The 19,624-nt window shown below is 59.7% G+C and carries 22 protein-coding genes; 6 read left to right on the plus strand and 16 right to left on the minus strand.

The features are described 5' to 3' along the window. Position 1: 1 nt before the first annotated feature. The 11 genes from BM074_RS00865 to rpoZ all read right to left on the minus strand — a co-directional run bounded on the left by BM074_RS00865 (position 2) and on the right by rpoZ (position 9,863). On the minus strand, positions 2-1,405 hold the full coding sequence (locus BM074_RS00865; RefSeq protein WP_027229852.1) for a PTS galactitol transporter subunit IIC: 1,404 nt from the start codon (positions 1,403-1,405) through the stop codon (positions 2-4). Positions 1,406-1,639: 234 nt separating this feature from the next. Then, complete coding sequence (locus BM074_RS00870; protein WP_091919117.1) at positions 1,640-2,158, minus strand: PaaI family thioesterase; 519 nt, start codon at positions 2,156-2,158, stop codon at positions 1,640-1,642. Continuing rightward, positions 2,155-2,931, minus strand: a complete 777-nt coding sequence (recO, locus tag BM074_RS00875) for a DNA repair protein RecO (RefSeq protein ID WP_091919118.1) — start codon at positions 2,929-2,931, stop codon at positions 2,155-2,157. Before recO ends, BM074_RS00870 begins: the two co-directional genes overlap by 4 nt. Positions 2,932-2,949: 18 nt before the next feature. Further along, a complete protein-coding gene (gene era, locus BM074_RS00880) occupies positions 2,950-3,870 on the minus strand; it encodes a GTPase Era (protein WP_091919120.1) in 921 nt (306 codons plus the stop codon). Beyond that, on the minus strand, positions 3,867-4,580 hold the full coding sequence (gene rnc / locus BM074_RS00885) for a ribonuclease III (RefSeq protein ID WP_027229856.1): 714 nt from the start codon (positions 4,578-4,580) through the stop codon (positions 3,867-3,869). Before rnc ends, era begins: the two co-directional genes overlap by 4 nt. A gap of 7 nt (positions 4,581-4,587) precedes the next feature. After that, on the minus strand, positions 4,588-5,361 hold the full coding sequence (lepB, locus tag BM074_RS00890; RefSeq protein ID WP_027229857.1) for a signal peptidase I: 774 nt from the start codon (positions 5,359-5,361) through the stop codon (positions 4,588-4,590). Between the two features lie 87 nt (positions 5,362-5,448). Then, positions 5,449-5,853: a holo-ACP synthase gene (gene acpS / locus BM074_RS00895; RefSeq protein ID WP_091919122.1), complete on the minus strand. Its 405-nt coding sequence runs from the start codon at positions 5,851-5,853 to the stop codon at positions 5,449-5,451. Next, positions 5,850-6,413: a DUF2062 domain-containing protein gene (locus tag BM074_RS00900; RefSeq protein ID WP_027229859.1), complete on the minus strand. Its 564-nt coding sequence runs from the start codon at positions 6,411-6,413 to the stop codon at positions 5,850-5,852. The genes acpS and BM074_RS00900 overlap by 4 nt, the downstream gene beginning before the upstream one ends. Before the next feature lie 71 nt (positions 6,414-6,484). Further along, a complete protein-coding gene (gene pyrE / locus BM074_RS00905; RefSeq protein WP_091919124.1) occupies positions 6,485-7,063 on the minus strand; it encodes an orotate phosphoribosyltransferase in 579 nt (192 codons plus the stop codon). A gap of 21 nt (positions 7,064-7,084) precedes the next feature. Further along, the gene (locus tag BM074_RS00910; protein WP_091919126.1) at positions 7,085-9,301 is read right to left on the minus strand and encodes a RelA/SpoT family protein; all 2,217 of its coding nucleotides are present in this window, start codon (positions 9,299-9,301) and stop codon (positions 7,085-7,087) included. A 157-nt stretch (positions 9,302-9,458) separates the two neighbouring features. After that, a complete protein-coding gene (gene rpoZ / locus BM074_RS00915) occupies positions 9,459-9,863 on the minus strand; it encodes a DNA-directed RNA polymerase subunit omega (protein ID WP_091919128.1) in 405 nt (134 codons plus the stop codon). Between the two features lie 299 nt (positions 9,864-10,162). On the opposite strand from rpoZ, the gene BM074_RS00920 reads away from it, so the two are divergent. After that, a complete protein-coding gene (locus BM074_RS00920) occupies positions 10,163-10,735 on the plus strand; it encodes a LabA-like NYN domain-containing protein (protein ID WP_027229863.1) in 573 nt (190 codons plus the stop codon). After that, positions 10,735-11,400, plus strand: a complete 666-nt coding sequence (locus BM074_RS00925; protein WP_091921346.1) for a uracil-DNA glycosylase — start codon at positions 10,735-10,737, stop codon at positions 11,398-11,400. Before BM074_RS00920 ends, BM074_RS00925 begins: the two co-directional genes overlap by 1 nt. Positions 11,401-11,413: 13 nt before the next feature. On the opposite strand, the gene BM074_RS00930 is transcribed toward BM074_RS00925, so the two are convergent. Both BM074_RS00930 and BM074_RS00935 read right to left on the minus strand, forming a co-directional pair. Next, positions 11,414-11,740, minus strand: a complete 327-nt coding sequence (locus BM074_RS00930) for a DUF1330 domain-containing protein (RefSeq protein WP_027229865.1) — start codon at positions 11,738-11,740, stop codon at positions 11,414-11,416. 57 nt (positions 11,741-11,797) lie between these two features. After that, positions 11,798-12,565 (minus strand): SDR family NAD(P)-dependent oxidoreductase, encoded by a 768-nt coding sequence (locus tag BM074_RS00935; protein WP_091919130.1) that lies wholly within the window; start codon positions 12,563-12,565, stop codon positions 11,798-11,800. A 184-nt stretch (positions 12,566-12,749) separates the two neighbouring features. Between BM074_RS00935 and purL the strand changes: the two genes are divergently transcribed. Then, entirely contained in the window at positions 12,750-14,981 is a 2,232-nt protein-coding gene (purL, locus tag BM074_RS00940) for a phosphoribosylformylglycinamidine synthase subunit PurL (protein WP_091919131.1), read from the plus strand. A gap of 12 nt (positions 14,982-14,993) precedes the next feature. Continuing rightward, a complete protein-coding gene (locus BM074_RS00945; RefSeq protein WP_027229868.1) occupies positions 14,994-15,227 on the plus strand; it encodes a BolA/IbaG family iron-sulfur metabolism protein in 234 nt (77 codons plus the stop codon). On the opposite strand, the gene BM074_RS00950 is transcribed toward BM074_RS00945, so the two are convergent. Further along, positions 15,224-15,934 carry a phosphodiester glycosidase family protein gene (locus BM074_RS00950; RefSeq protein ID WP_091919133.1) on the minus strand — a complete coding sequence of 237 codons (711 nt, stop codon included), beginning with the start codon at positions 15,932-15,934 and terminating at the stop codon, positions 15,224-15,226. The two genes, BM074_RS00945 and BM074_RS00950, sit on opposite strands and share 4 nt — an antisense overlap. A 216-nt stretch (positions 15,935-16,150) precedes the next feature. Here BM074_RS00950 and grxD point away from each other — a divergent pair, with 216 nt between their 5' ends. Further along, positions 16,151-16,483, plus strand: a complete 333-nt coding sequence (gene grxD / locus BM074_RS00955; RefSeq protein ID WP_027229870.1) for a Grx4 family monothiol glutaredoxin — start codon at positions 16,151-16,153, stop codon at positions 16,481-16,483. 146 nt (positions 16,484-16,629) lie between these two features. Continuing rightward, positions 16,630-17,835, plus strand: coding sequence for a multidrug effflux MFS transporter (locus tag BM074_RS00965; protein WP_091919137.1), 1,206 nt, complete (start codon positions 16,630-16,632; stop codon positions 17,833-17,835). 332 nt (positions 17,836-18,167) lie between these two features. Here the strand turns inward: BM074_RS00965 and smpB are convergent, their stop codons facing one another. Together smpB and dapA are read right to left on the minus strand one after the other, a co-directional pair. After that, positions 18,168-18,656: an SsrA-binding protein SmpB gene (smpB, locus tag BM074_RS00970; protein ID WP_027229872.1), complete on the minus strand. Its 489-nt coding sequence runs from the start codon at positions 18,654-18,656 to the stop codon at positions 18,168-18,170. A 31-nt stretch (positions 18,657-18,687) separates the two neighbouring features. After that, positions 18,688-19,569 carry a 4-hydroxy-tetrahydrodipicolinate synthase gene (gene dapA, locus BM074_RS00975; RefSeq protein ID WP_091919139.1) on the minus strand — a complete coding sequence of 294 codons (882 nt, stop codon included), beginning with the start codon at positions 19,567-19,569 and terminating at the stop codon, positions 18,688-18,690. Positions 19,570-19,624: the final 55 nt, after the last annotated feature.

The raw sequence follows: 19,624 nt of genomic DNA on the forward strand, positions 1-19,624 counted from the left end.
TTCAGGCGTTCTGGTCTACAGCGTCGTCGGCACCCGCGGCGCGTTCCCATGCGGCCGTGTTGCGGCGATAGGCCCAGAATGCGGCGGCGATGATGGCCGCAAGCACGACGAGACCAATGACGCCGAGGTTCTGGATCAACGCGATGACGACATAGGGTATCCACAGGAAGCCGTCGACCACGCTGGTAATCTGCACCGCATTGGCAGGCATCTGGAAGCCCGACGATTGGGCAGCGGCCGTGAATAGCGGTGCAAGCGCGTTCGCGACATAGAAGCCAACCGCGAGCGTTATCGTGCCGACGATGACCATGCGGAACACATTGCCCTTGAGGAGCGGCGCCGTCATGGCAACGATGAACGGAATGACCGCAAGGTCGGCGAAGAGAATGACGCGGTTGCCCGGAAGGATTACCGACAGAATGATCGCGATCGGCACCAGGATGAGCGACGACGAGATTGCCGCCGGATGACCGATGAGGATCGCCGAGTCGAGGCCGACGAGAAGTTCGCGGTCGCCGGTGCGCTTGCGCACGAACTCCTGTGCGGCGTCGGAAACCGGCAGCAGACCTTCCATCAGGATCTTGACCATGCGCGGCAAAAGCAGCATCACGGCGGCGAGCGTCATGCCCGTCTGCAGGATCTTCGTCAGCGCCGTACCGAAATCGCCGGCATTGTAATAGGCGATGGCGCCGAGGACGAGACCGATGATGAGGCCGAGGATGACCGGCTCGCCGAACACGCCGAAACGGCGCTCGAAGGTCTCGGTATTGAGTTCGATGCGGTTGATGCCCGGAATACGATCGATGATCCAGTTGATCACGATCGCGATCGGCAGGATCTGCGCCGAGGCGAGATGCGGCACCGAAATGCCCGGAATGCCGTAGAACTGCTGCACTGCCCGCGCCGACCAATCAGCAAAGAGCAGGCAAAGCGCAACCATGAGCGCGGCAACGACGAGGCCATAGGCAAGGCTGTCGGTCGCGGCTACGGCAAGCGATCCGATGAAGGCAAAATGCCAGAAATTCCACACGTCGACGTTGAGCGTACGGGTCAGGCGCGTCACCAGGAGAATGATGTTGATGACGATGGCAATCGGGATCACCCAAAGGCCGACGGAGGAGCCGAAAGCGATCGCCGCGGCTGACGGCCAACCGACATCGACGATATCGCGCTGAATGCCCGTATTGGTAACGATGGCCTTCGCGACATCGCCAATCGACGTCAGCATCAGGCCAAGAACGAGATTGATGCCGATGAAGGCGACGCCGATGGTGACAGCGGCGCGAAACGCCCTGCCCGGCTTCGCGCCGAGCACCAGCGCAATGATAAAGATTACGATCGGCAAGAGGACCGTCGGTCCCATTGCGTCGACAGCGGCCTTGAGGCCCGCCAAAAAACTATCCATGTTTTCCTCCCCGGCAGTCGCGCGGACTGCGTTCACCCAGCAGAACTTTTGTATTCTGCCCAATATCAATGTTTATCAATGCAAAATTTCAGCCGTCAACGTGCGACAAACGCCCAAGTCGCGACAGAAGCGAAAAACAAAGGGTTTTCAACAAAATTTATGGAAAGTGTGACTTACTTGCCGCGCATTTGCGGCACCCGTCACAATCCGACTGCCTGTTTTGAACACGAGGCTCTATTTGCTGCGCACGAAACTCTCGAGCGGAAAAATCGCGCAAGTTTCGGTGCCGTGCGCTAGCAGCTTGCCGTTCTTGTCCCTGAGGAACGCCTCGGATGTTGCAAGCGTGCGGCCACGGTGAATGAGCCTCCCCTCGCACAGAACGAGGCCCATATCGGCGGTCAACGGCCGCACGAGGTTTACCTTGAATTCTGCAGTCGTATAGGCTTCGCCCGGTTTGAGCGTGGTCATGATGCAGCAGGCAAGAGCCGAGTCCATCAGCGTCGCAACCCAGCCGCCATGGATTCCGCCCAGCGGATTGCGATGCTCGGGCCGCGGCAAGCCCTTGAAAACGACGCGGTCCTGTTCGACTTCATGCAAGGTAAAGGACAGCGTCTGGGCCATGGGCGGCGCGGGATAGTCGCCGCGCAACATCGCCTGCAGGATGTCGAGGCCGCCGCGTGTGGCGAGGTCGGCGAGCGGAAGCAGGCCGACACCGCCTGGGAACTCGACCGGAGACACGTCGTCATAGCTCATGGAAGGATCGACCTTTCCTGCACTGGCGCCGTTGCCCCGGCTGCATTTGACAATGAACGCCCGAGCGCGGCGAGAAAACCGTCGCGGGCTTCCGGCGATCGCTGCGCCCGCGGCTCCCAGATATGGCGGTTGAAAAAGTAGCCGGTCAAGCGAAAGGCGCTGATGACTTCGCTCAGCGACGCGGCGCGCACCGTGGGGCTCGACATGAAGGGCGGCATTTCGAGAAGCTTTTCAGCCCACGGTGCGCCGGCATCGCGCGATACCGCCCGTCCCGATTTCGGCGAGACATAGGCAAGGTTCTCGTGGCCACCCGTAGCGGCGCAGGACTTCAAGTCGAGGCCGAAGCCAAGCTCTTCGAGCATCGTCAGTTCGAAGCGGAGGAGAAGCTCACCGGCGATCAGCGAATTGTCGCAATGCTCGACAATGACATTGAGAATTTCAAAGAGGTTCTGATGCGGATCCCGCTCGGGCAGAAGACGCAAATGGGCGGCCGCAAGCTGAAGGCCATAGAGCGCGACCGGCTGTTCGATCAGCCGCGCTGCCGCGAATGCCACCGGCTCGACCTGCATCATGCCGAGGTGCTCGTCCATGCGCGCGCGCCAGATCACGTCGACGCGGTTGCCTGCCTGAAGCATCGGCTGCATGCGCCGGGAACGACCGCCGCGCACCAGGCCGAGGTGCCGGCCATGGTCACACGTCATCAGCTCGAGGATGGCACTGGTTTCGCCATGCCGCCTCGTCCCGAGGATTATCCCTTCATCACGCCATTCCATCTGAAGATGGTCGCGCTATCAGTGCGGGAATTCAAGGCCCATTTCGCGGTAGCGCTCGGGGTCGTTCCCCCAATTGTCGCGCACCTTGACGAAGAGGAACAGATGAACCTTCTGCTCGAGGATCTCCATCAGCTCCTTGCGCGCCGCCTGGCCGATCGACTTGATCGCCTCGCCCTTGTGACCGAGAACGATCTTCTTCTGGCTGTCGCGCTCGACATAGATCACCTGGCTGATACGGACGGAGCCGTCCGGCTTCTCCTCCCAGCTTTCGGTTTCGATGGTCGAGGAATAGGGAAGTTCGTTGTGAAGGCGCAGGTAGAGCTTTTCGCGGGTGATTTCAGCAGCGAGCATGCGCATCGGCATGTCGGAGATCTGGTCTTCCGGATAATACCAGGGTCCCTCGGGGAGATTGTCGCCAAGATACTGTACGAGGTCCTTACAGCCATAGCCTTTCAGCGCCGAGATCATGAAGGTCTTGTCGAACTTTACCTTGTCATTGGCGGCTTGAGCGAGTTCGAGCAGCTTCGGCGGTTCGATCCTGTCGACCTTGTTGAGAACGAGGATGACCTTGCGCTTCTTTTCGTGGAGGCTGTCGAGGATCGCCTCGGCCTCTTCATTGATGCCAAGTTCGGCGTCGATGAGAACGAGGATCAAATCCGCGTCCTTGGCGCCGCCCCAGGCGGTCGTGACCATGGCGCGGTCGAGCCGCCGCTTCGGCTTGAAGATGCCGGGCGTATCGACGAGCACCATCTGAGTCGGCCCGTGAATGACGATGCCGCGCACAAGCGCCCGCGTCGTCTGCACCTTGTGGGTGACGATCGATACCTTGCTGCCGACCAGCTGGTTGACCAGCGTCGATTTACCGGCATTCGGCGCGCCGATAAGCGCTACGAATCCTGAACGCGTCGGTACGCCGGTTTCCTGTTGTTGTTCGGTCATTTCTCTTCTTCTTCCTGCGTCTTCTGACGGACACCTTCGCGATAGAGTAGTTCCACGGCAGCGTTCTGCTCGGCGATACGTTTCGAGCGGCCGGTGCCCGTGGCGGACGCAAAGCCCTTTACGTCAACCTTGACGGTGAACAGGGGGTCATGATCGGGCCCTGTCCGGTCAACGACGCTGTAAATCGGCTGCGCGCCATCCTGCTGATGCGCCCATTCTTGCAATTCAGTCTTCGGGTCGCGCTGGGCCGAATTGATTTCACGCGAGCGCGCGTTCCAGTAGCGTTCGATGAAAGGTTGCGCCGCTTCAAGACCGCCGTCCAGATAAATTGTGGCGATCAGCGATTCGACGACGTCGGCGCGCAGGCTCTTCAAGCGCTTGTCTGCCAGTCCCTTCACGTCCGAGCCCGTTCGAATGAACTCGTGAAGCCCGATCTCGTCGGCGACGGCCGCGCAGGTATCGGCATTGACGAGCGAGTTCAGGCGCAGCGAAAGCTCGCCCTCGCTCGCCGTCGGATAGGCGCGAAACAGAAGCTCGGCGATGACCAGCCCGAGCACGCGATCACCGAGGAATTCGAGACGCTCATAATCGGAACCGGCCGAGGGTCGAGCGCTCGCATGGGTCAGCGCACGCTCAAGCCGGCCGAGATCGCGAAAAGTGTGCCTCGTTTTTTCTTCCAGTCTGCGAACGGCGTCGGCGGACAGGTTCATCGGCTCATCAATTGGTTTTCACGGTGTTTGGCGCGCTGTTTACGCTGTGCAACAGGCGATCGAAGCGGAGTTCCGACGGCCAGCGCCAGATTTCGAGCGGGCTCGCCTTCCCGGCAATCGAGAAGAAAATGATATTGGCGCGGCCGATGAAGTTTTCGAGCGGCACGTAGCCAACATCGAAGCGGCTATCGCTCGAATTGTCGCGGTTGTCGCCCATCATGAAGTAGTGACCGGCGGGGACGACGAATTCGCGCGTGTCATCACCGATGCCGTTCGGCGTCAGGTCGAGCGTGTCATAGGTGATGCCATTTGGCAGGGTCTCGCGGTAGACGTCGACCGGGCGATTGACCTCGGTGACGTCCGGATTGTCGATCTGGCCGACCTTCTCGCGCGGAACGGCAACATCATTGATATAGAGCACGCCCTGGCGCACCTGAATCCTGTCGCCAGGAAGGCCGATTACGCGCTTGATGAAATCGAGCGAGGTATCGTTCGGCTTGCGGAAGACCGCGATATCGCCGCGCTTCGGCTCGCCGCTCCAGATGCGGCCGGAAAACAGGTCCGGAGCAAACGGAATCGAATATTTGGAATAGCCGTAGGAGAATTTCGAAACGAAGAGATAGTCGCCTTCAAGCAGCGTCGGGCGCATCGAGCCGGACGGAATGTTGAACGGTTGGAACAGCAACGTCCGGATGACAAGTGCGAGCAGCAACGCCTGCACGATGACGCTGATCGTCTCGCCAAGACCACCAGATTTCTTCACAACAGCTTTGTCACTCACGCTCGTCGTATCTCCGTAAACTCAATGTGACCCCTCTTAGCCGCTCGAAGCGCACGGGGCAATGCAGCCAATGGCTTTTGAATAAGGCTATTCTTCGATTTTCAACGCTTCAATAATCACGAATGCTTGTGCAAGCGGAAAGTCGTCGGTGATCGTGAGATGAACGCGCGCGGTGTGGCCTTTTGGAACGATCGTCTCGAGCCGTTTGGCGGCGCCATTGGTCAGATGCATCGTCGGCGCGCCGCTCGGCAGGTTGACGACGCCCATGTCGCGCCAGAACACGCCTTGCGCCAGGCCCGTACCGAGGGCCTTGGCGCAGGCTTCTTTCGCCGCAAACCGCTTCGCATAGGATGCGGCACGCTGTTTGCGCCGTTCGGACTTTGCCCGCTCGATCGGCGTGAAAACCCGGGATATAAAACGCTCCCCATGGCGCTCCAGCGTCTTTTCAACGCGGGTAATATCGATCAGATCGCTGCCGATGCCGATGATCATGTTGGCTCAGGAACCCGGTGATGGTGCCGATGGAGGTGCCTGCGGCGATGCTGAAAGCCGGCGACGGCCCAGCGCACGGGAAAATAAACGATTACGGCCGCAAGGAGCCCGAGCGGTACCGCGCCGATCAGCATCGGCTCGATCACCGGACCCCACAGTACCGAAATATCGAGATGCCTCAGCATATGGCCGAGATGTTGTGGCATGGGCTCGCCTTGCAGCGAACCGGTCATGACGAACCGGCCTACCTCCAGCGTCGCCGCCCAGATGAAGGGCAGGACCAGCGGATTTCCGAGCGTCGTTCCGATGACGGCTGCAGCAACATTGCCGCCGATCAGCCAGGCAATGGCGAGTGCGACCGCAATGTGCACGCCGAGAATGGGGATGAAAGCGGCGAAGATGCCGCAAGCAAAGCCGGACGCGATCGCGTGCGGGGTCGCCCGAAGCCGAAGCACCCGCTTGCCGAAATAGCGCAGCGACCGCCCGACCGAACGACGCGGCCATAGCGCCAGGCGCAGCCGCTCGCGAAAATCAGGTTTGTTGCGCCTCTTGAAAAGCATTCTGGTTCAATATCCTCGATATGCCGCGCCGCCGGCAATAAGCCGCGTCGTCGCCTCTGCCAAATAAGGGATCAGATGTTGCGACTACCCGGTTTAACGGGCGGAATTGCGGCAAGTTCCGGCGGAAGTTTATCCGCGGGATAGGCTGGCACTTCATACTCGGCCAAAGCAACCAGCGGCACGCCGACATCGCTCTTGCCGGCGGAACGGTCGATAATGCAGGCGGCCGCCAACACGTCTGCACCGAGCTCCTTCAGGCACGTCACCGTCTCGCGGATCGAAAGCCCTGTCGTTACAATGTCCTCCACGATAACCACCCGCGCGCCTTTGGCTATGTCGAACCGGCGCAGCTTGAATATGCCGTTTTCGCGCTCGACCCAGATCGCCGGAACACCGAGATGGCGGGAGGTTTCGTAGGCCGGGATGATACCACCAATGGCCGGCCCGACCACATAGTCAATTTGGCCAAGCCCTGCCGCCTTGATCTTCTCGGCGAGGGCACTACAGACGCGTTCGGTCTTGTCCGCATGCATGAAAACCCGCGCCTTCTGCAGGAAGATCGGACTACGCAAGCCCGACGTCAAAATGAAATGACCTTCGAGTATCGCTCCCGCATCACGGAATACATCCAGAACTTCGCTCGTGTTCATCTTTCCCTCAATCAATTATGGCTAGCCATTGACGCGCTGCGCATCGCTGACACATTTGCTCTCTTTAAGTTTCGACAATATCCGGTTCAAATGCTTGAGGTTCCACACTTCGAGATCGACGATCATCTGGGTAAAGTCGGGCGCGGTGCGAACCATCGAGAGATTGTGAATATTGGTCTCGTTCTCGGCGATGATCTGCGCGATCTCGGCGAGCGAGCCGGGTGCATTGATGGCCGATATACTGATACGGGCCGGAAAACGGTCGCGGCTGTTATCGTCGATGTCCCAACGGACGTCGATCCAGCGCTCCGGCTGATCGTCATAGGCCATCAGCGCCGAAGACTGGATCGGGTAGATGGTCATGCCCGCGCCAGGCTGCAGGATGCCGACGATCCGGTCGCCCGGCACTGCACCTTCCGGCGAGAAGTGTACCGGCATGTCCGGGCTTGCGCCGCGGATCGGCAACGCATTGGGACCGCCGGGCGTCATGCCCTCGGCTTCCGCGCCCTCCGGCATCTTGAAGATCATGCCGGATGTATTGCGGAAATTGACCCAGCCCTCCTCGCGCTCGGTAGCGGGCTTCGGCTTGGAGTCCTGATATTCGGGATAGACCGCCTTCATCACATCCGACGACGGCAGTTCGCCGCGGCCGACGGCGGCAAGCACATCGTCAAGCTCCTTGCGTGCGAGGCGTTGCAGCCCCTTCTTCAGTTCGTCGCGCGAATAGACCTTCCCTGCCCGCTCGAAGGCGCGCTCGAGGATCTGCGTGCCGAGGCCAGAATATTGCTTGCGAACGGCGATGCGCGTGGCGCGGCGGATGGCAGCCCGCGCCTTGCCGGTAACGACAATCGATTCCCAGGCGGCCGGCGGCGTCTGCGCCTTGGAGCGAATGATCTCGACCTCGTCGCCATTGTGGAGTTCGGTCATGAGCGGCATGATGCGACCGTTCACCTTTGCCCCGACGCAACTGTCACCGATATTGGTGTGGACCGCATAGGCAAAGTCGATGGGGGTCGCGCCGCGCGGCAAGGCAATCAGCCGGCCCTTCGGCGTGAAGCAGAAGACCTGATCCTGGAAAAGCTCGAGCTTGGTGTGTTCGAGAAATTCTTCAGGATTGTCACCCTCGGCAAGCGCCTCGATGGTCTGGCGTAGCCATGCATAGGCGTTTGTCTCGGTCGAAATCACATGCGGGTTCTGGGCACTGCCGCGATCCTTGTAGATCGAATGCGCCGCAACGCCATATTCGGCGATGTCGTTCATCTCGCGAGTGCGTATCTGCAGTTCGACACGCTGGCGCGACGGCCCGACGATGGTGGTATGGATCGAGCGGTAGTCGTTCTGCTTCGGGGTCGAGATGTAATCCTTGAAGCGGCCAGGCACCATAGACCAGGTGGTGTGGATGATGCCAAGCGCGTTGTAGCAATCGGCGACGGTATCGACGACGACGCGAAAGCCGAAGATGTCCGACAGTTGCTCGAATGACAGGCCCTTGCTTTCCATCTTGCGAAACACTGACCACGCCTTCTTCTGGCGGCTTTTGACGCTGGCCTTGATTCCGTGCTTGGCAAAGAGGTTGGAGAGGTCGGTCTCGATCTGCTTCAACGTTGCGCGGTTCTTCTCCATCAGTTCCGCGAGCCGGTTGGTGACGGCGTTGAAGGCCTCGGGATTGATGTAGCGGAAGGCGAGTTGCTCCAGCTCCTCGCGCATATCCTGCATGCCCATGCGACCGGCGAGCGGCGCATAGATATCCATCGTCTCCTCGGAAATGCGCAGCCGCTTGTCTTCCGGCACGTGATGCAGCGTGCGCATATTGTGCAGGCGATCAGCGAGCTTGACGAGGAGGACGCGCACGTCGTCGGAGATCGCAAGGAGAAGCTTGCGCAGGTTCTCCGCCTGCACCGCCTTTTTCGAGACAAGATCGAGTTTCTTGAGCTTGGTCAGTCCTTCGACGAGCTTGCCTATATCCGGACCGAACAGCGTGTCGATCTCCTGGCGGGTCGCGGACGTATCTTCGATCGTGTCGTGCAGCAGGGCGATGGCGATCGTCGCCTCGTCGAGATGCATGTCGGTGAGAATCGCCGCGACTTCCAGGGGATGCGAGAAATAGGGATCACCCGACGCGCGCTTCTGGTGGCCGTGCTTCTGCATGGCGTAGACATAAGCTTTGTTCAGAAGCGCTTCATTGACGTCAGGCTTGTAACGCTGGACACGCTCGACAAGCTCATACTGACGCATCATGGACGAAGACCTCACACACAGAATTGGCCGAACACGAAATTGTTATGGCGACTATATGGTATTGCACCACGGGAGCCGCAAAAATAATGCGCCGCAGAAAGCTGCGACGCATCAAAAGCCTTGCCGGCCGCTACCGCGCCGGGGCGCGACATTTGACTTAGTAGTCGTCGCTCTTTTCCGGGGCCACGAGACCCTCGATTCCGGCCAGCAGTTCCTCTTCCGACATGGAGTCGAAGGAGATGTTGTCTTCTGCCTCGCTGTCGGCATCGACATCGGCTGCCACATTGTCGCCGGCAGTCACCTGCGGTACCGCAACAGCTTCTGGCTCATCCACTTCGACATGCTTCTGCAGGGAATGGATCAGATCTTCTTTAAGATCGCCCGGCGAAAGGGTCTCATCGGCGATTTCACGCAGGGCTACCACGGGATTCTTATCGTTGTCGCGATCGATCGTGATCGCTGCGCCCTGGGAAATCAGGCGCGCGCGGTGACTGGCGAGGAGAACGAGTTCGAACCGGTTCTCAACCTTGTCAACGCAATCTTCAACAGTGACACGGGCCATAAACTGCCCCTTTCATTTTTCTCTGAATTAGCGGATTGCTCCGCACATAACGCGGATGAACGCAAAAAACAAGCAAAAGCCACCGATGCATATTGACGCTTTCGCGCAATTTACAGCTTCGCGCCGTGGGCCAATCACCGCATGTCGGCGGAAACCTCGACAAAATATCAACGAACCTATTGGCTTTTGCCTCGACCCGACGTACTAAATATCCTACTTTCGTATTAAGTTCAGATCGGGCTCTATTATAAGCAAGCTGATTTGAAGTTAAGCTTAGATTTTTGAAATGGAACGTTATTATGTTTGATCCACGAGAAAAGATCGTCTTGTTCATTGACGGTGCAAATCTCTACGCGGCTTCCAAGGTACTCGGCTTCGATATAGATTATCGCAAGCTGCTCGCTGCTTTCCACAAGCGCGGCTACCTGCTTCGTGCGTATTACTACACTGCACTGGTTGAGGATCAGGAATATTCTTCGATCCGTCCGCTGATCGATTGGCTCGACTACAATGGATATAAGGTTGTAACGAAGCCGGCGAAGGAATTCACCGACTCTGCGGGCCGCCGCAAGATCAAGGGCAACATGGACATCGAACTTGCCGTCGATGCCATGCAACTGACGGACACGGTAGACCATTTCGTCATCTTCTCCGGCGATGGCGACTTCCGCTCCCTCGTCGAAGCGCTGCAGCGCAAGGGCCGCAAGGTCAGCGTCGTATCGACGCTCTCGACGCAGCCGCCGATGATCTCCGACGAACTGCGCCGCCAGGCCGATCACTTCATCGACCTTGTGTCGCTGCGTGCAGAAATCGGCCGCGAGCCTTCCGAACGCACACCACGCCGCGTCGAAGAAGAACAGGTCGATTATTGATCGCAGAATTGACGGGTCCGGAGCCTTCTCCGGACTGCCCTATTTGCACGCGTCTGCATGATTTCATCGCCGCTTGGCGGGACAAGGAACCGGGGTGGCACAACGCGCCCGTTCCGACGTTCCTGCCGGCCGGTGGTGCTCAATCCGTTCGTCTGCTTATAATCGGCCTGGCGCCTGGCCTGCGCGGCGCCAATCGTACGGGCCGGCCCTTCACGGGCGATTACGCCGGTGACCTTCTTTATGGAACGCTAAGCGAGTTCGGATTTTCCCGCGGCACCTTTGCGGCGCGGCCGGACGATGGATTGCAACTGATCGATACGGCCATCACCAATGCGGTGCGCTGCGTTCCGCCGGAGAACAAGCCCGTCGGCGGCGAGATCAGCAATTGCCGCCGCTTCCTGACCCCGACCATCGAACAATTTGCCGGTCTGCGCGCCATAGTGACGCTCGGCACCATTGCGCACCAATCGACAATTCGTGCGCTGAAGCAGCCGGTGTCCGCCCATCCATTCAGCCATGGCGGCAGAGCCGAGATTGGCAATGTCCAGATTTTCTCGAGCTATCACTGCTCGCGCTACAACACCAACACCGGCCGCCTGACCGAAGCCATGTTCAAGAGCGTGTTCGCCGAGGTGCGGAAACACCTCGACGCCATCGCTGCATAGCCTGATTGGAGAATCACCCCTTCGGCAGATAGGGGATGCTCCCGGCAAGATCCGTATCGTCGATGATGCGGAAGCGGCTCTCGCTGCCTGACTGCCGCGCACTCGCATAGGGCGCATATTCCGGATCGCTGGCGAAGGCTTCGGCCGCCTCGGTCGAAGGAAACTCGATGATCGCAATCAACGTCGTGTCGAGCGGCTTTCCCTCCAGCAAGGTAATATTGCCGCTGCGCGACAGATACTTGCCGCCGTGCTTGTGCGCTATGTCATGCACCGCCGCCGCGTATTTCGGTATCCATTTATCGTCCGTCACCTTCACGTCAGCAATCAGGTAAGCCGTCATCGTCCGTCTCCCTAGAGTCGGCTGTTAAGGTGCCCGCGGCAAGCTTAGCACAGTCGACTAGATCGCTGTAAATCCATTGTCGACGAAGAGATGCGTACCGGTGATGAAGGAGGATTCGTCGCTGGCAAGAAACAGCGCCGCGCGCGCAACCTCCTCCGGCTCGCCGATCCGGCCCTGTGCCGCCTGCATGGCCGCGTCCGACACATCGACGCCGCGCTTTTGCAATTCATCCACCTCGCGCAAGCCGTGCGGGGTGCGGATGAAGCCGGGGCAAACCGCATTGCAGCGGATGTTGCGGTCGCGAAACTCGACGGCGATCGCGCGAGCGAACATGTGGCACGCGCCCTTGGTCGTATCGTAGAGCACTTCCATCGGCGTTGCGGCAACCGCCGAGATCGACGAGGTGCAGACGATCGAGCCGCCGCCGGCCTCGAGCATGTGAGGGATTACTGCCCTCGTCATCAGATACATGGAACGCACGTTGACCGCATGCAGCCAATCCCATTCCTCGAGTGTCGTTTCAAGGAACGGCTTGATGACGATTGTGCCGGCGTGATTGAACAATACGGTAATCGGGCCGAAGCGCTCGAACGTCGCTTCAACGGCCCTGTTCACCTCAGCCTCATCCGAAACATCGGCAACGAAGTAGGCGGCCTCGCCGCCCGCCGCACTGATCTCGGCAACGGTTGCAGCGGCTGCCGCCTCGTTGCGATCGACGATGGCCACTTTTGCGCCCTCGGCGGCGAAGAGCTTCGACGCCGCTCCCCCCATTCCCGTGGCGCCGCCGGATATGATCGCCACCTTGTCCTGAAGCCTGCACGTCATGCCTGTCTCCCCATGAAATGATCCGACATGACGTTACGCGCGGCCCATCTCCCGAACAAGTGCAGGTCGTCTCGGGCATGCCGGGGCCTTGTCGATTTGGGCTATTTTCCTGTCGCGCGACCGCACTACATAGGTTAAAGAGTGGCCGAAAGCCGCCCCCCTTGCCAAGGATGCTCCAGAACCCATGACAAATCCCGATACCCGCCCGATTACACCGGAACTCGTTGCCTCGCACGGGCTGAAGCCGGATGAATACCAGCGTATTCTCGATCTGATCGGACGCGAGCCGACATTTACGGAGCTCGGCATCTTTTCCGCCATGTGGAACGAGCACTGCTCGTACAAGTCTTCCAAGAAGTGGCTGCGCACCTTGCCGACCACCGGACCGCAGGTCATCCAGGGCCCTGGCGAAAACGCCGGCGTGGTCGATATCGGCGACGGCGAATGCGTGGTCTTCAAGATGGAGAGCCACAATCACCCCTCCTATATCGAGCCATACCAGGGCGCTGCGACCGGCGTCGGTGGCATATTGCGCGACGTGTTCACCATGGGCGCGCGGCCGATCGCGGCGATGAATGCGCTGCGCTTCGGCGACCCGACCCATCCGAAGACCCGCCACCTCGTTTCCGGCGTCGTCGAGGGTGTCGGCGGCTACGGCAATTCGTTCGGCGTTCCGACGGTCGGGGGCGAGGTCAATTTCGACGCGCGCTATAATGGCAATATTCTGGTCAACGCCTTTGCGGCCGGCCTCGCCAAGACCGATGCGATTTTCTATTCCAAGGCAGAGGGCGTCGGCCTGCCCGTCGTCTATCTCGGCGCCAAGACGGGCCGCGACGGCGTCGGCGGCGCGACCATGGCCTCGGCGGAATTCGATGAATCGATCGACGAAAAGCGCCCCACCGTGCAGGTGGGCGATCCATTTACGGAAAAGTGCCTTCTCGAAGCATCGCTTGAACTGATGGCCTCCGGCGCCGTCATCGCCATCCAGGATATGGGCGCGGCCGGTCTGACGTGCTCGGCTGTTGAAATGGGCGCCAAGGGCGATCTCGGCATCGAGCTCAATCTCGACAACGTTCCCGTGCGCGAAGAGCGCATGACCGCCTATGAGATGATGCTTTCAGAAAGCCAGGAGCGCATGCTCATGGTGCTGCGCCCGGAAAAGGAAGAGGAGGCCGAAGCGATCTTCCGCAAATGGGGCCTCGACTTTGCAATAGTCGGTTACACAACAGACGATCTGCGCTTCCGTGTCCTGCATGGCGGACATGAAGTCGCCAACCTTCCGATCAAGGACCTCGGCGACCAGGCGCCGGAATATGACCGCCCGTGGATGGAACCCGGCAAGCATGCACCGCTGCCGGCTGCCAATGTGCCGGAAGTCGCAGACTATGGCGCAGCGCTGCTGCAGTTGGTCGGCTCGCCCGATCTTTCGTCGCGGCGCTGGGTCTATGAGCAATATGATACGCTGATTCAGGGCAATTCCCTGCAGGTTCCCGGCGGCGATGCCGGCGTTGTTCGTGTCGACGGCAATAGAACCAAGGCGCTCGCATTTTCTTCCGACGTGACGCCCCGCTATGTGGAGGCCGATCCTTACGAGGGCGGCAAGCAGGCGGTGGCCGAATGCTGGCGCAATCTCACCGCTGTCGGTGCCGAACCTTTGGCCGCTACCGACAACCTCAATTTCGGCAATCCGGAACGGCCGGAGATCATGGGCCAGCTGGTCAAGGCGATCGGTGGCATCGGCGAGGCCTGCCGGGCCCTCTCCTTCCCGATCGTTTCGGGCAATGTCTCGCTCTATAATGAAACCAACGGCCAGGGGATCCTGCCGACGCCGACCATCGCCGGCGTCGGGCTCATCCCAGATTGGACGAAGACCACCAAGGTCGGCGGCATGAAGGATGGTGACGTGCTGATCCTGCTCGGCGTCGACGGCACGCATCTCGGACAATCGATCTACCTGCGCGATCTGCATGGCCGCGCCGACGGTCCGGCGCCAGCAGTCGATCTCGGCGTCGAAAAGCGCAACGGCAATTTCGTCCGCTCGGCGATCCGCAACGGCCAGTTGACCGCTTGCCACGATCTGTCGGACGGCGGCCTCGCCATTGCATTGGCCGAAATGTGCATGGCCTCTGGCAAGGGTGCGACGGTCGAGATCGGCGATGGCGCGCCCCATGCCTTGCTGTTCGGCGAAGATCAGTCCCGTTACGTCGTTGCAGTGGCCCCGGATATGGCAAACATGATCACCCTGAATGCCGAGGGTTCCGGTCTCCCGTTCCGCAAGCTTGGGACAGTTGGCGGCAACGCATTGACGATCGGCGGTCTGCTCTCCATATCTGTGTCAGACCTGACACAAGCACACGAATCGTGGTTCCCTGACTATATGAGCGGTCACGTGGACGATAAGAATCAGGCCGCTTGAGGAGAGAACAGCATGGCAATGGATGCACGCGACATCGAGAAAATGATTCGAGACGCCATTCCGGATGCAAAAGTGACGATCCGCGATCTCGCGGGTGACGGCGATCACTATGCTGCCGAGGTTGTCGCGGAAAGTTTTCGCGGCAAGTCGCGCGTGCAGCAGCACCAGATGGTTTACGACGCATTGAAGGGCAATATGGGGGGCGTACTGCACGCCCTCGCCCTGCAGACGAGCGCCCCGGACTAAGACTTTTCGTACACTGCCAGAATCGGTCCCACCGGATCGGTTCCTCCAAGCAACACCTTCCGGTCGTTTGACAGGGCAGAAATCATCCCGTCGAAGAACAGAGCGTTGGCGCAGCCAAGCTCATCCCTGAAAAGGCGCGCGAAGCGGCCGAGACTGACCGGTTCCGTGGAAATAGCCAGTACGATCGTATTCGGATCGCGGACACCGACGCCATTGCGGACATAGCGCGACGTGCCGTTCGGTTCGAAGCGCGGGTGCACCTTCCCGTCGATGACGAGCATGGGCCCTGATTGCGTGGCAATGCGAACATCAGGGGCTGCCTTCCCGTAGGCTTCGGTCGAAACAACGCCGGCCGTGCCATCTTTTGCGACGAAGAACACGCCGTTGGGTTTCAAGTAGAAATTGCCTGGAGCCTCTCCAGTGTTGAGAGGCGCAATCGCTTTCCCCTCCTCGACGTAAAGGCCAACCGGCCTCATGTCGGGCTCGTACATCCCGGCATTCATTGAGAGAACGAGCTTCGCCGCGGCCGGTTGTCCCGCCATGAATGATGCGAGCGAGCCATAGGGCTTGCCATCCGCACCATCGAGGCCAAGCCGGACCTCGTAGGAGCGCAGATCAACTTCGCAGACGATGTTGCCGCTGCCCTCGAAGTCGACAGTGCGGCAAGGGGCCGGCAGGTCCTTGCGGTCAAAAGGAAGCGAAACCATAGTACCTCCTGACGCCGGTCGCCGGCCGCAATTGCCCAAGTTGGGCAATTAATCCCGCCGCGATTGCGGCAAGAAGCACGCCGGCAGCGATGATGATACGATATGACACCCTCACCAGCCTTGTTTTGACTAAATTGAAGCGCTATCTGTAAACAACGAAAACAATTGAACCATGAAATGACGATTCGTCACATCTTGGGGTGAAAGGTTGCCGAAATGAGCGGTATCAATGAATTCATCGACAGTGAGGTCAAGAGCAACGATGTCGTTCTCTTCATGAAGGGCACGCCCGGCTTTCCGCAATGCGGCTTTTCCGGCCAGGTCGTGCAGATTCTCGACTATATCGGCGTCGACTATAAGGGTGTGAACGTTCTTTCATCCAACGAACTGCGCCAAGGCATCAAGGACTATTCCAACTGGCCGACCATTCCGCAGCTTTATGTGAAGGGTGAATTTGTCGGCGGTTGCGACATCATCCGCGAAATGTTCCAGGCAGGCGAGTTGCAAAACCTCCTCAGCGAAAAGGGCGTCGCTACCAAGGCCGCCTGATTACGCAATAGTTCCAATCGGTTCCGGGATTGCCCGGTACCTTGTTTCGAAAGGCGTCGGCCGCTCCGACGCCTTTGTCTTTGTTGATATTTGCAGGTTTGATCATGGACAGTTCGACGACCACTTCCGCCGCCCGCCTGAGGGGAATGGGGAAAGCGGAATTCATCGCGATGATGGCGATGCTGATGGCGATCAATGCGCTTGCCATAGACATCATGCTTCCCGGCCTGCAGCAGATTGGGGCGAGCCTCGGCGTTGCCAGCGAAAATCATCGGCAATATGTCATCTCGGCCTATCTGATGGGTTTTGCCGTTTCGCAATTGTTCTATGGCCCGATCTCCGACCGCTTCGGCCGCCGCGTCCCGATGTTCGTCGGCCTCGTCGTCTATATCGGCTCGGCGCTCGCCTGCGTGTTCGTGCCGACTTTCACGTCGCTTCTATTGTTCCGTTTGCTGCAGGGCATTGGTTCGGCAGCAACGCGCGTCATTACCATTTCGATCGTGCGCGACGTTTATGGCGGCCGCAGCATGGCGGAGGTCATGTCGCTCATCATGATGGTGTTCATGATCGTCCCGGTCATCGCGCCGGGAACCGGCCAGACAGTCATGCTGTTCGGCAACTGGCACCTCATCTTCATCTTCATGGCTGCGATCGCGAGCGCCGTTCTGGTCTGGGTCTACCTGCGCCTGCCGGAAACGCTCGATCCGGCCGATGTTCGCCCCTTTACCCTAAAGTCGGTGTTGCAAGGCTTCAGGATCGTGCTCACCAATCGCGTCGCGCTTTGCTACACGCTGGCGAATTCATTCATCTTCGGCGCGCTGTTCGGCTTCATCAATTCGGCCCAGCAGATCTATGTCGGCATCTATGATCTTGGCGTGTGGTTCCCGGTCGCGTTTTCAGCGGTCGCCGTGACCATGGCCGTTTCGTCGTTCCTGAATTCGCGCCTTGTCGGCCGGTTCGGCATGCGGCGCCTGTCCCATGGCGCTCTCCTCTCGTTCCTTGCCGTCAATGGATTCTGGCTGCTGTTGACGATCCTTGGGCCAAATCCGACGCCGTTCCCGATTTACCTGCTGCTATTCGCACTGGCGATGTTCCAGTTCGGCTGGATCGGCTCGAATTTCAACGCGCTGGCGATGGAACCGCTGGGACACGTGGCGGGCACGGCCTCGTCGGTCCTCGGCTTCATGAGTACGGCCGGCGGCGGCGTTGTCGGAGCAGTGATCGGCCAGGCCTTTAACGGCACGACGCTGCCGCTTGTCGCCGGCTTCTTCGTCCTGTCGCTGATCGGATTGGTGTTTGTGCTTATCGCCGAACGCGGACGGCTATTCCAGCCGCACAACAGGCCGGTTTAGATTTGGCGCGCCGCACGTTCATGGGTCTAGTGATCAGTTGCCCCGGACTTCATTGCGGTGCCGGTAAGGAAGTTGGGTCCTCGAGACGAGCCCGAGTATGACGGCCGCGGGGAACGGAGGATGTCTCCACCCACCTGCGCCGGGCGGAGATTTGCCCGTCGTGAGCCTTCGCCCGACGCTCCAACGTCTCCGTTACCCCGGCAAACGGCACAACCCTCTCCGTCGCTGTAGCCCGCCGCCGATGCCTCTCAGGACTTCGATCGCTGCACGCACCCCGCCGTCATCCTCGGGCCCTTGTCCCGAGGATCCATCTTCGACCGCTCATGCAGGTATCAGCCGCGATCGCGCAGGAGCCGGGACTTCTCGCGGTTCCAGTCGCGCTGTTTCTCGGTCTCGCGCTTGTCGTGCAGTTTCTTGCCGCGCGCGACGGCGATCTCGAGCTTCGCCCGGCCGCGGTCGTTGAAATAGAGCTTCAGGGGAACGACCGTCATGCCCTCGCGGTCGACAGACTGCGCCAGCCGCGACATTTCCCGCTTGTTGATCAGCAGCTTGCGGTGACGCCGCGGCTCATGGTTGAAGCGGTTGGCCTCGAGATACTCCGGAATATAGCTGTTGATCAGCCAGAACTCGCCGTTCTCGAAGCTGGCATAGCTTTCGGCAATGTTCGACTGGTTGCGGCGCAGCGACTTGACCTCCGTACCCGCAAGCACGAGGCCAGCCTCGAGCGTATCGAGAATCTCGAAGTTGAAGCGCGCTTTACGGTTCTCGGCAATGATCTTGCGAGCCGTCGTGGGTTTTGACGCAGATTTCGGCTTGTTCATGCAGGCTATATAGTGCGTTTCAACTGATTTGTCAGTTGATCAAACCGGCATGTTGCATGGCCCTGTCGATCCGCTCGGCGGTTGCAGCCTCGACCGCGACGAGCGGCGAGCGCAATGCGTTCTTGATCTTGCCGAGCTTGGCGAGCGCATATTTCGGGCCGGACGGGTTTGGCTCCAGGAACAAAGCCTTGTGCAGCGGCAGGAGCCGGTCCTGCAAATCGACTGCCTTGCCGTAGTCGCCGGCAAGTGTCGCCGCCTGGAATTCGGCACAGAGGCGCGGCGCGACATTGGACGTCACCGAGATGCAGCCGACGCCACCATGCGCGTTGAAGCCGAGCGCGGTCGCATCCTCGCCGGAAAGCTGGATGAATTCCTTGCCGCAGGTCAGGCGTTGCTCGGAAACGCGCTCGATCTTGCCGGTCGCATCCTTCACACCCTTGATGTTCTTGAAGTCGTATGCGAGCTGACCCATCGTCTCCGGCGTCATGTCGATGATCGAGCGGCCCGGAATGTTATAGATGATGATCGGCAGCGTTACAGCCTCGGCAATCGCCTTGTAATGTGCGTAAAGCCCGCGCTGGTTCGGCTTGTTGTAATAGGGCGTCACCACAAGAATGGCGTCTGCCCCCGCCTTCTGCGAAAACTCTGCGAGTTCAATGGCTTCGCGGGTGTTGTTGGAGCCGGCGCCGGCGATCACCGGCACCTTGCCTGCAGCTTCCTCGATGCAGACCTCGACCACGCGCTTATGTTCGCTGTGCGACAGCGTCGGCGATTCACCGGTGGTGCCAACCGGGACGAGGCCATTGGTGCCCTCGGCGATCTGCCAGGAAACGAAGCTGCGAAAGGCTTTCTCGTCGAACGAACCATCCTCGAGGAAGGGCGTTACGAGAGCGGTGATTGAGCCTTTCAGCATTGCGAAACTCCGGGATGGCAGTTGGTTACCCCCGTCCATGCGGGGGCTAAAGGTG

The sequence above is a fragment of the Phyllobacterium sp. CL33Tsu genome (genome assembly GCF_900113985.1).
Lineage (GTDB): Bacteria > Pseudomonadota > Alphaproteobacteria > Rhizobiales > Rhizobiaceae > Phyllobacterium > Phyllobacterium pellucidum.

What these genes read in the sequence shown, in the direction of transcription:
- BM074_RS00865 (WP_027229852.1), bottom strand. Translation starts at nt 1,405, where the DNA reads ATGGATAGTTTTTTGGCGGGCCTCAAGGCCGCTGTCGACGCAATGGGA.
- BM074_RS00870 (WP_091919117.1), bottom strand. Translation starts at nt 2,158, where the DNA reads ATGAGCTATGACGACGTGTCTCCGGTCGAGTTCCCAGGCGGTGTCGGC.
- recO (WP_091919118.1), bottom strand. Translation starts at nt 2,931, where the DNA reads ATGGAATGGCGTGATGAAGGGATAATCCTCGGGACGAGGCGGCATGGC.
- era (WP_091919120.1), bottom strand. Translation starts at nt 3,870, where the DNA reads ATGACCGAACAACAACAGGAAACCGGCGTACCGACGCGTTCAGGATTC.
- rnc (WP_027229856.1), bottom strand. Translation starts at nt 4,580, where the DNA reads ATGAACCTGTCCGCCGACGCCGTTCGCAGACTGGAAGAAAAAACGAGG.
- acpS (WP_091919122.1), bottom strand. Translation starts at nt 5,853, where the DNA reads ATGATCATCGGCATCGGCAGCGATCTGATCGATATTACCCGCGTTGAA.
- BM074_RS00900 (WP_027229859.1), bottom strand. Translation starts at nt 6,413, where the DNA reads ATGCTTTTCAAGAGGCGCAACAAACCTGATTTTCGCGAGCGGCTGCGC.
- pyrE (WP_091919124.1), bottom strand. Translation starts at nt 7,063, where the DNA reads ATGAACACGAGCGAAGTTCTGGATGTATTCCGTGATGCGGGAGCGATA.
- BM074_RS00910 (WP_091919126.1), bottom strand. Translation starts at nt 9,301, where the DNA reads ATGATGCGTCAGTATGAGCTTGTCGAGCGTGTCCAGCGTTACAAGCCT.
- rpoZ (WP_091919128.1), bottom strand. Translation starts at nt 9,863, where the DNA reads ATGGCCCGTGTCACTGTTGAAGATTGCGTTGACAAGGTTGAGAACCGG.
- BM074_RS00920 (WP_027229863.1), top strand. Translation starts at nt 10,163, where the DNA reads ATGTTTGATCCACGAGAAAAGATCGTCTTGTTCATTGACGGTGCAAAT.
- BM074_RS00930 (WP_027229865.1), bottom strand. Translation starts at nt 11,740, where the DNA reads ATGACGGCTTACCTGATTGCTGACGTGAAGGTGACGGACGATAAATGG.
- BM074_RS00935 (WP_091919130.1), bottom strand. Translation starts at nt 12,565, where the DNA reads ATGACGTGCAGGCTTCAGGACAAGGTGGCGATCATATCCGGCGGCGCC.
- purL (WP_091919131.1), top strand. Translation starts at nt 12,750, where the DNA reads ATGACAAATCCCGATACCCGCCCGATTACACCGGAACTCGTTGCCTCG.
- BM074_RS00945 (WP_027229868.1), top strand. Translation starts at nt 14,994, where the DNA reads ATGGCAATGGATGCACGCGACATCGAGAAAATGATTCGAGACGCCATT.
- BM074_RS00950 (WP_091919133.1), bottom strand. Translation starts at nt 15,934, where the DNA reads ATGGTTTCGCTTCCTTTTGACCGCAAGGACCTGCCGGCCCCTTGCCGC.
- grxD (WP_027229870.1), top strand. Translation starts at nt 16,151, where the DNA reads ATGAGCGGTATCAATGAATTCATCGACAGTGAGGTCAAGAGCAACGAT.
- BM074_RS00965 (WP_091919137.1), top strand. Translation starts at nt 16,630, where the DNA reads ATGGGGAAAGCGGAATTCATCGCGATGATGGCGATGCTGATGGCGATC.
- smpB (WP_027229872.1), bottom strand. Translation starts at nt 18,656, where the DNA reads ATGAACAAGCCGAAATCTGCGTCAAAACCCACGACGGCTCGCAAGATC.
- dapA (WP_091919139.1), bottom strand. Translation starts at nt 19,569, where the DNA reads ATGCTGAAAGGCTCAATCACCGCTCTCGTAACGCCCTTCCTCGAGGAT.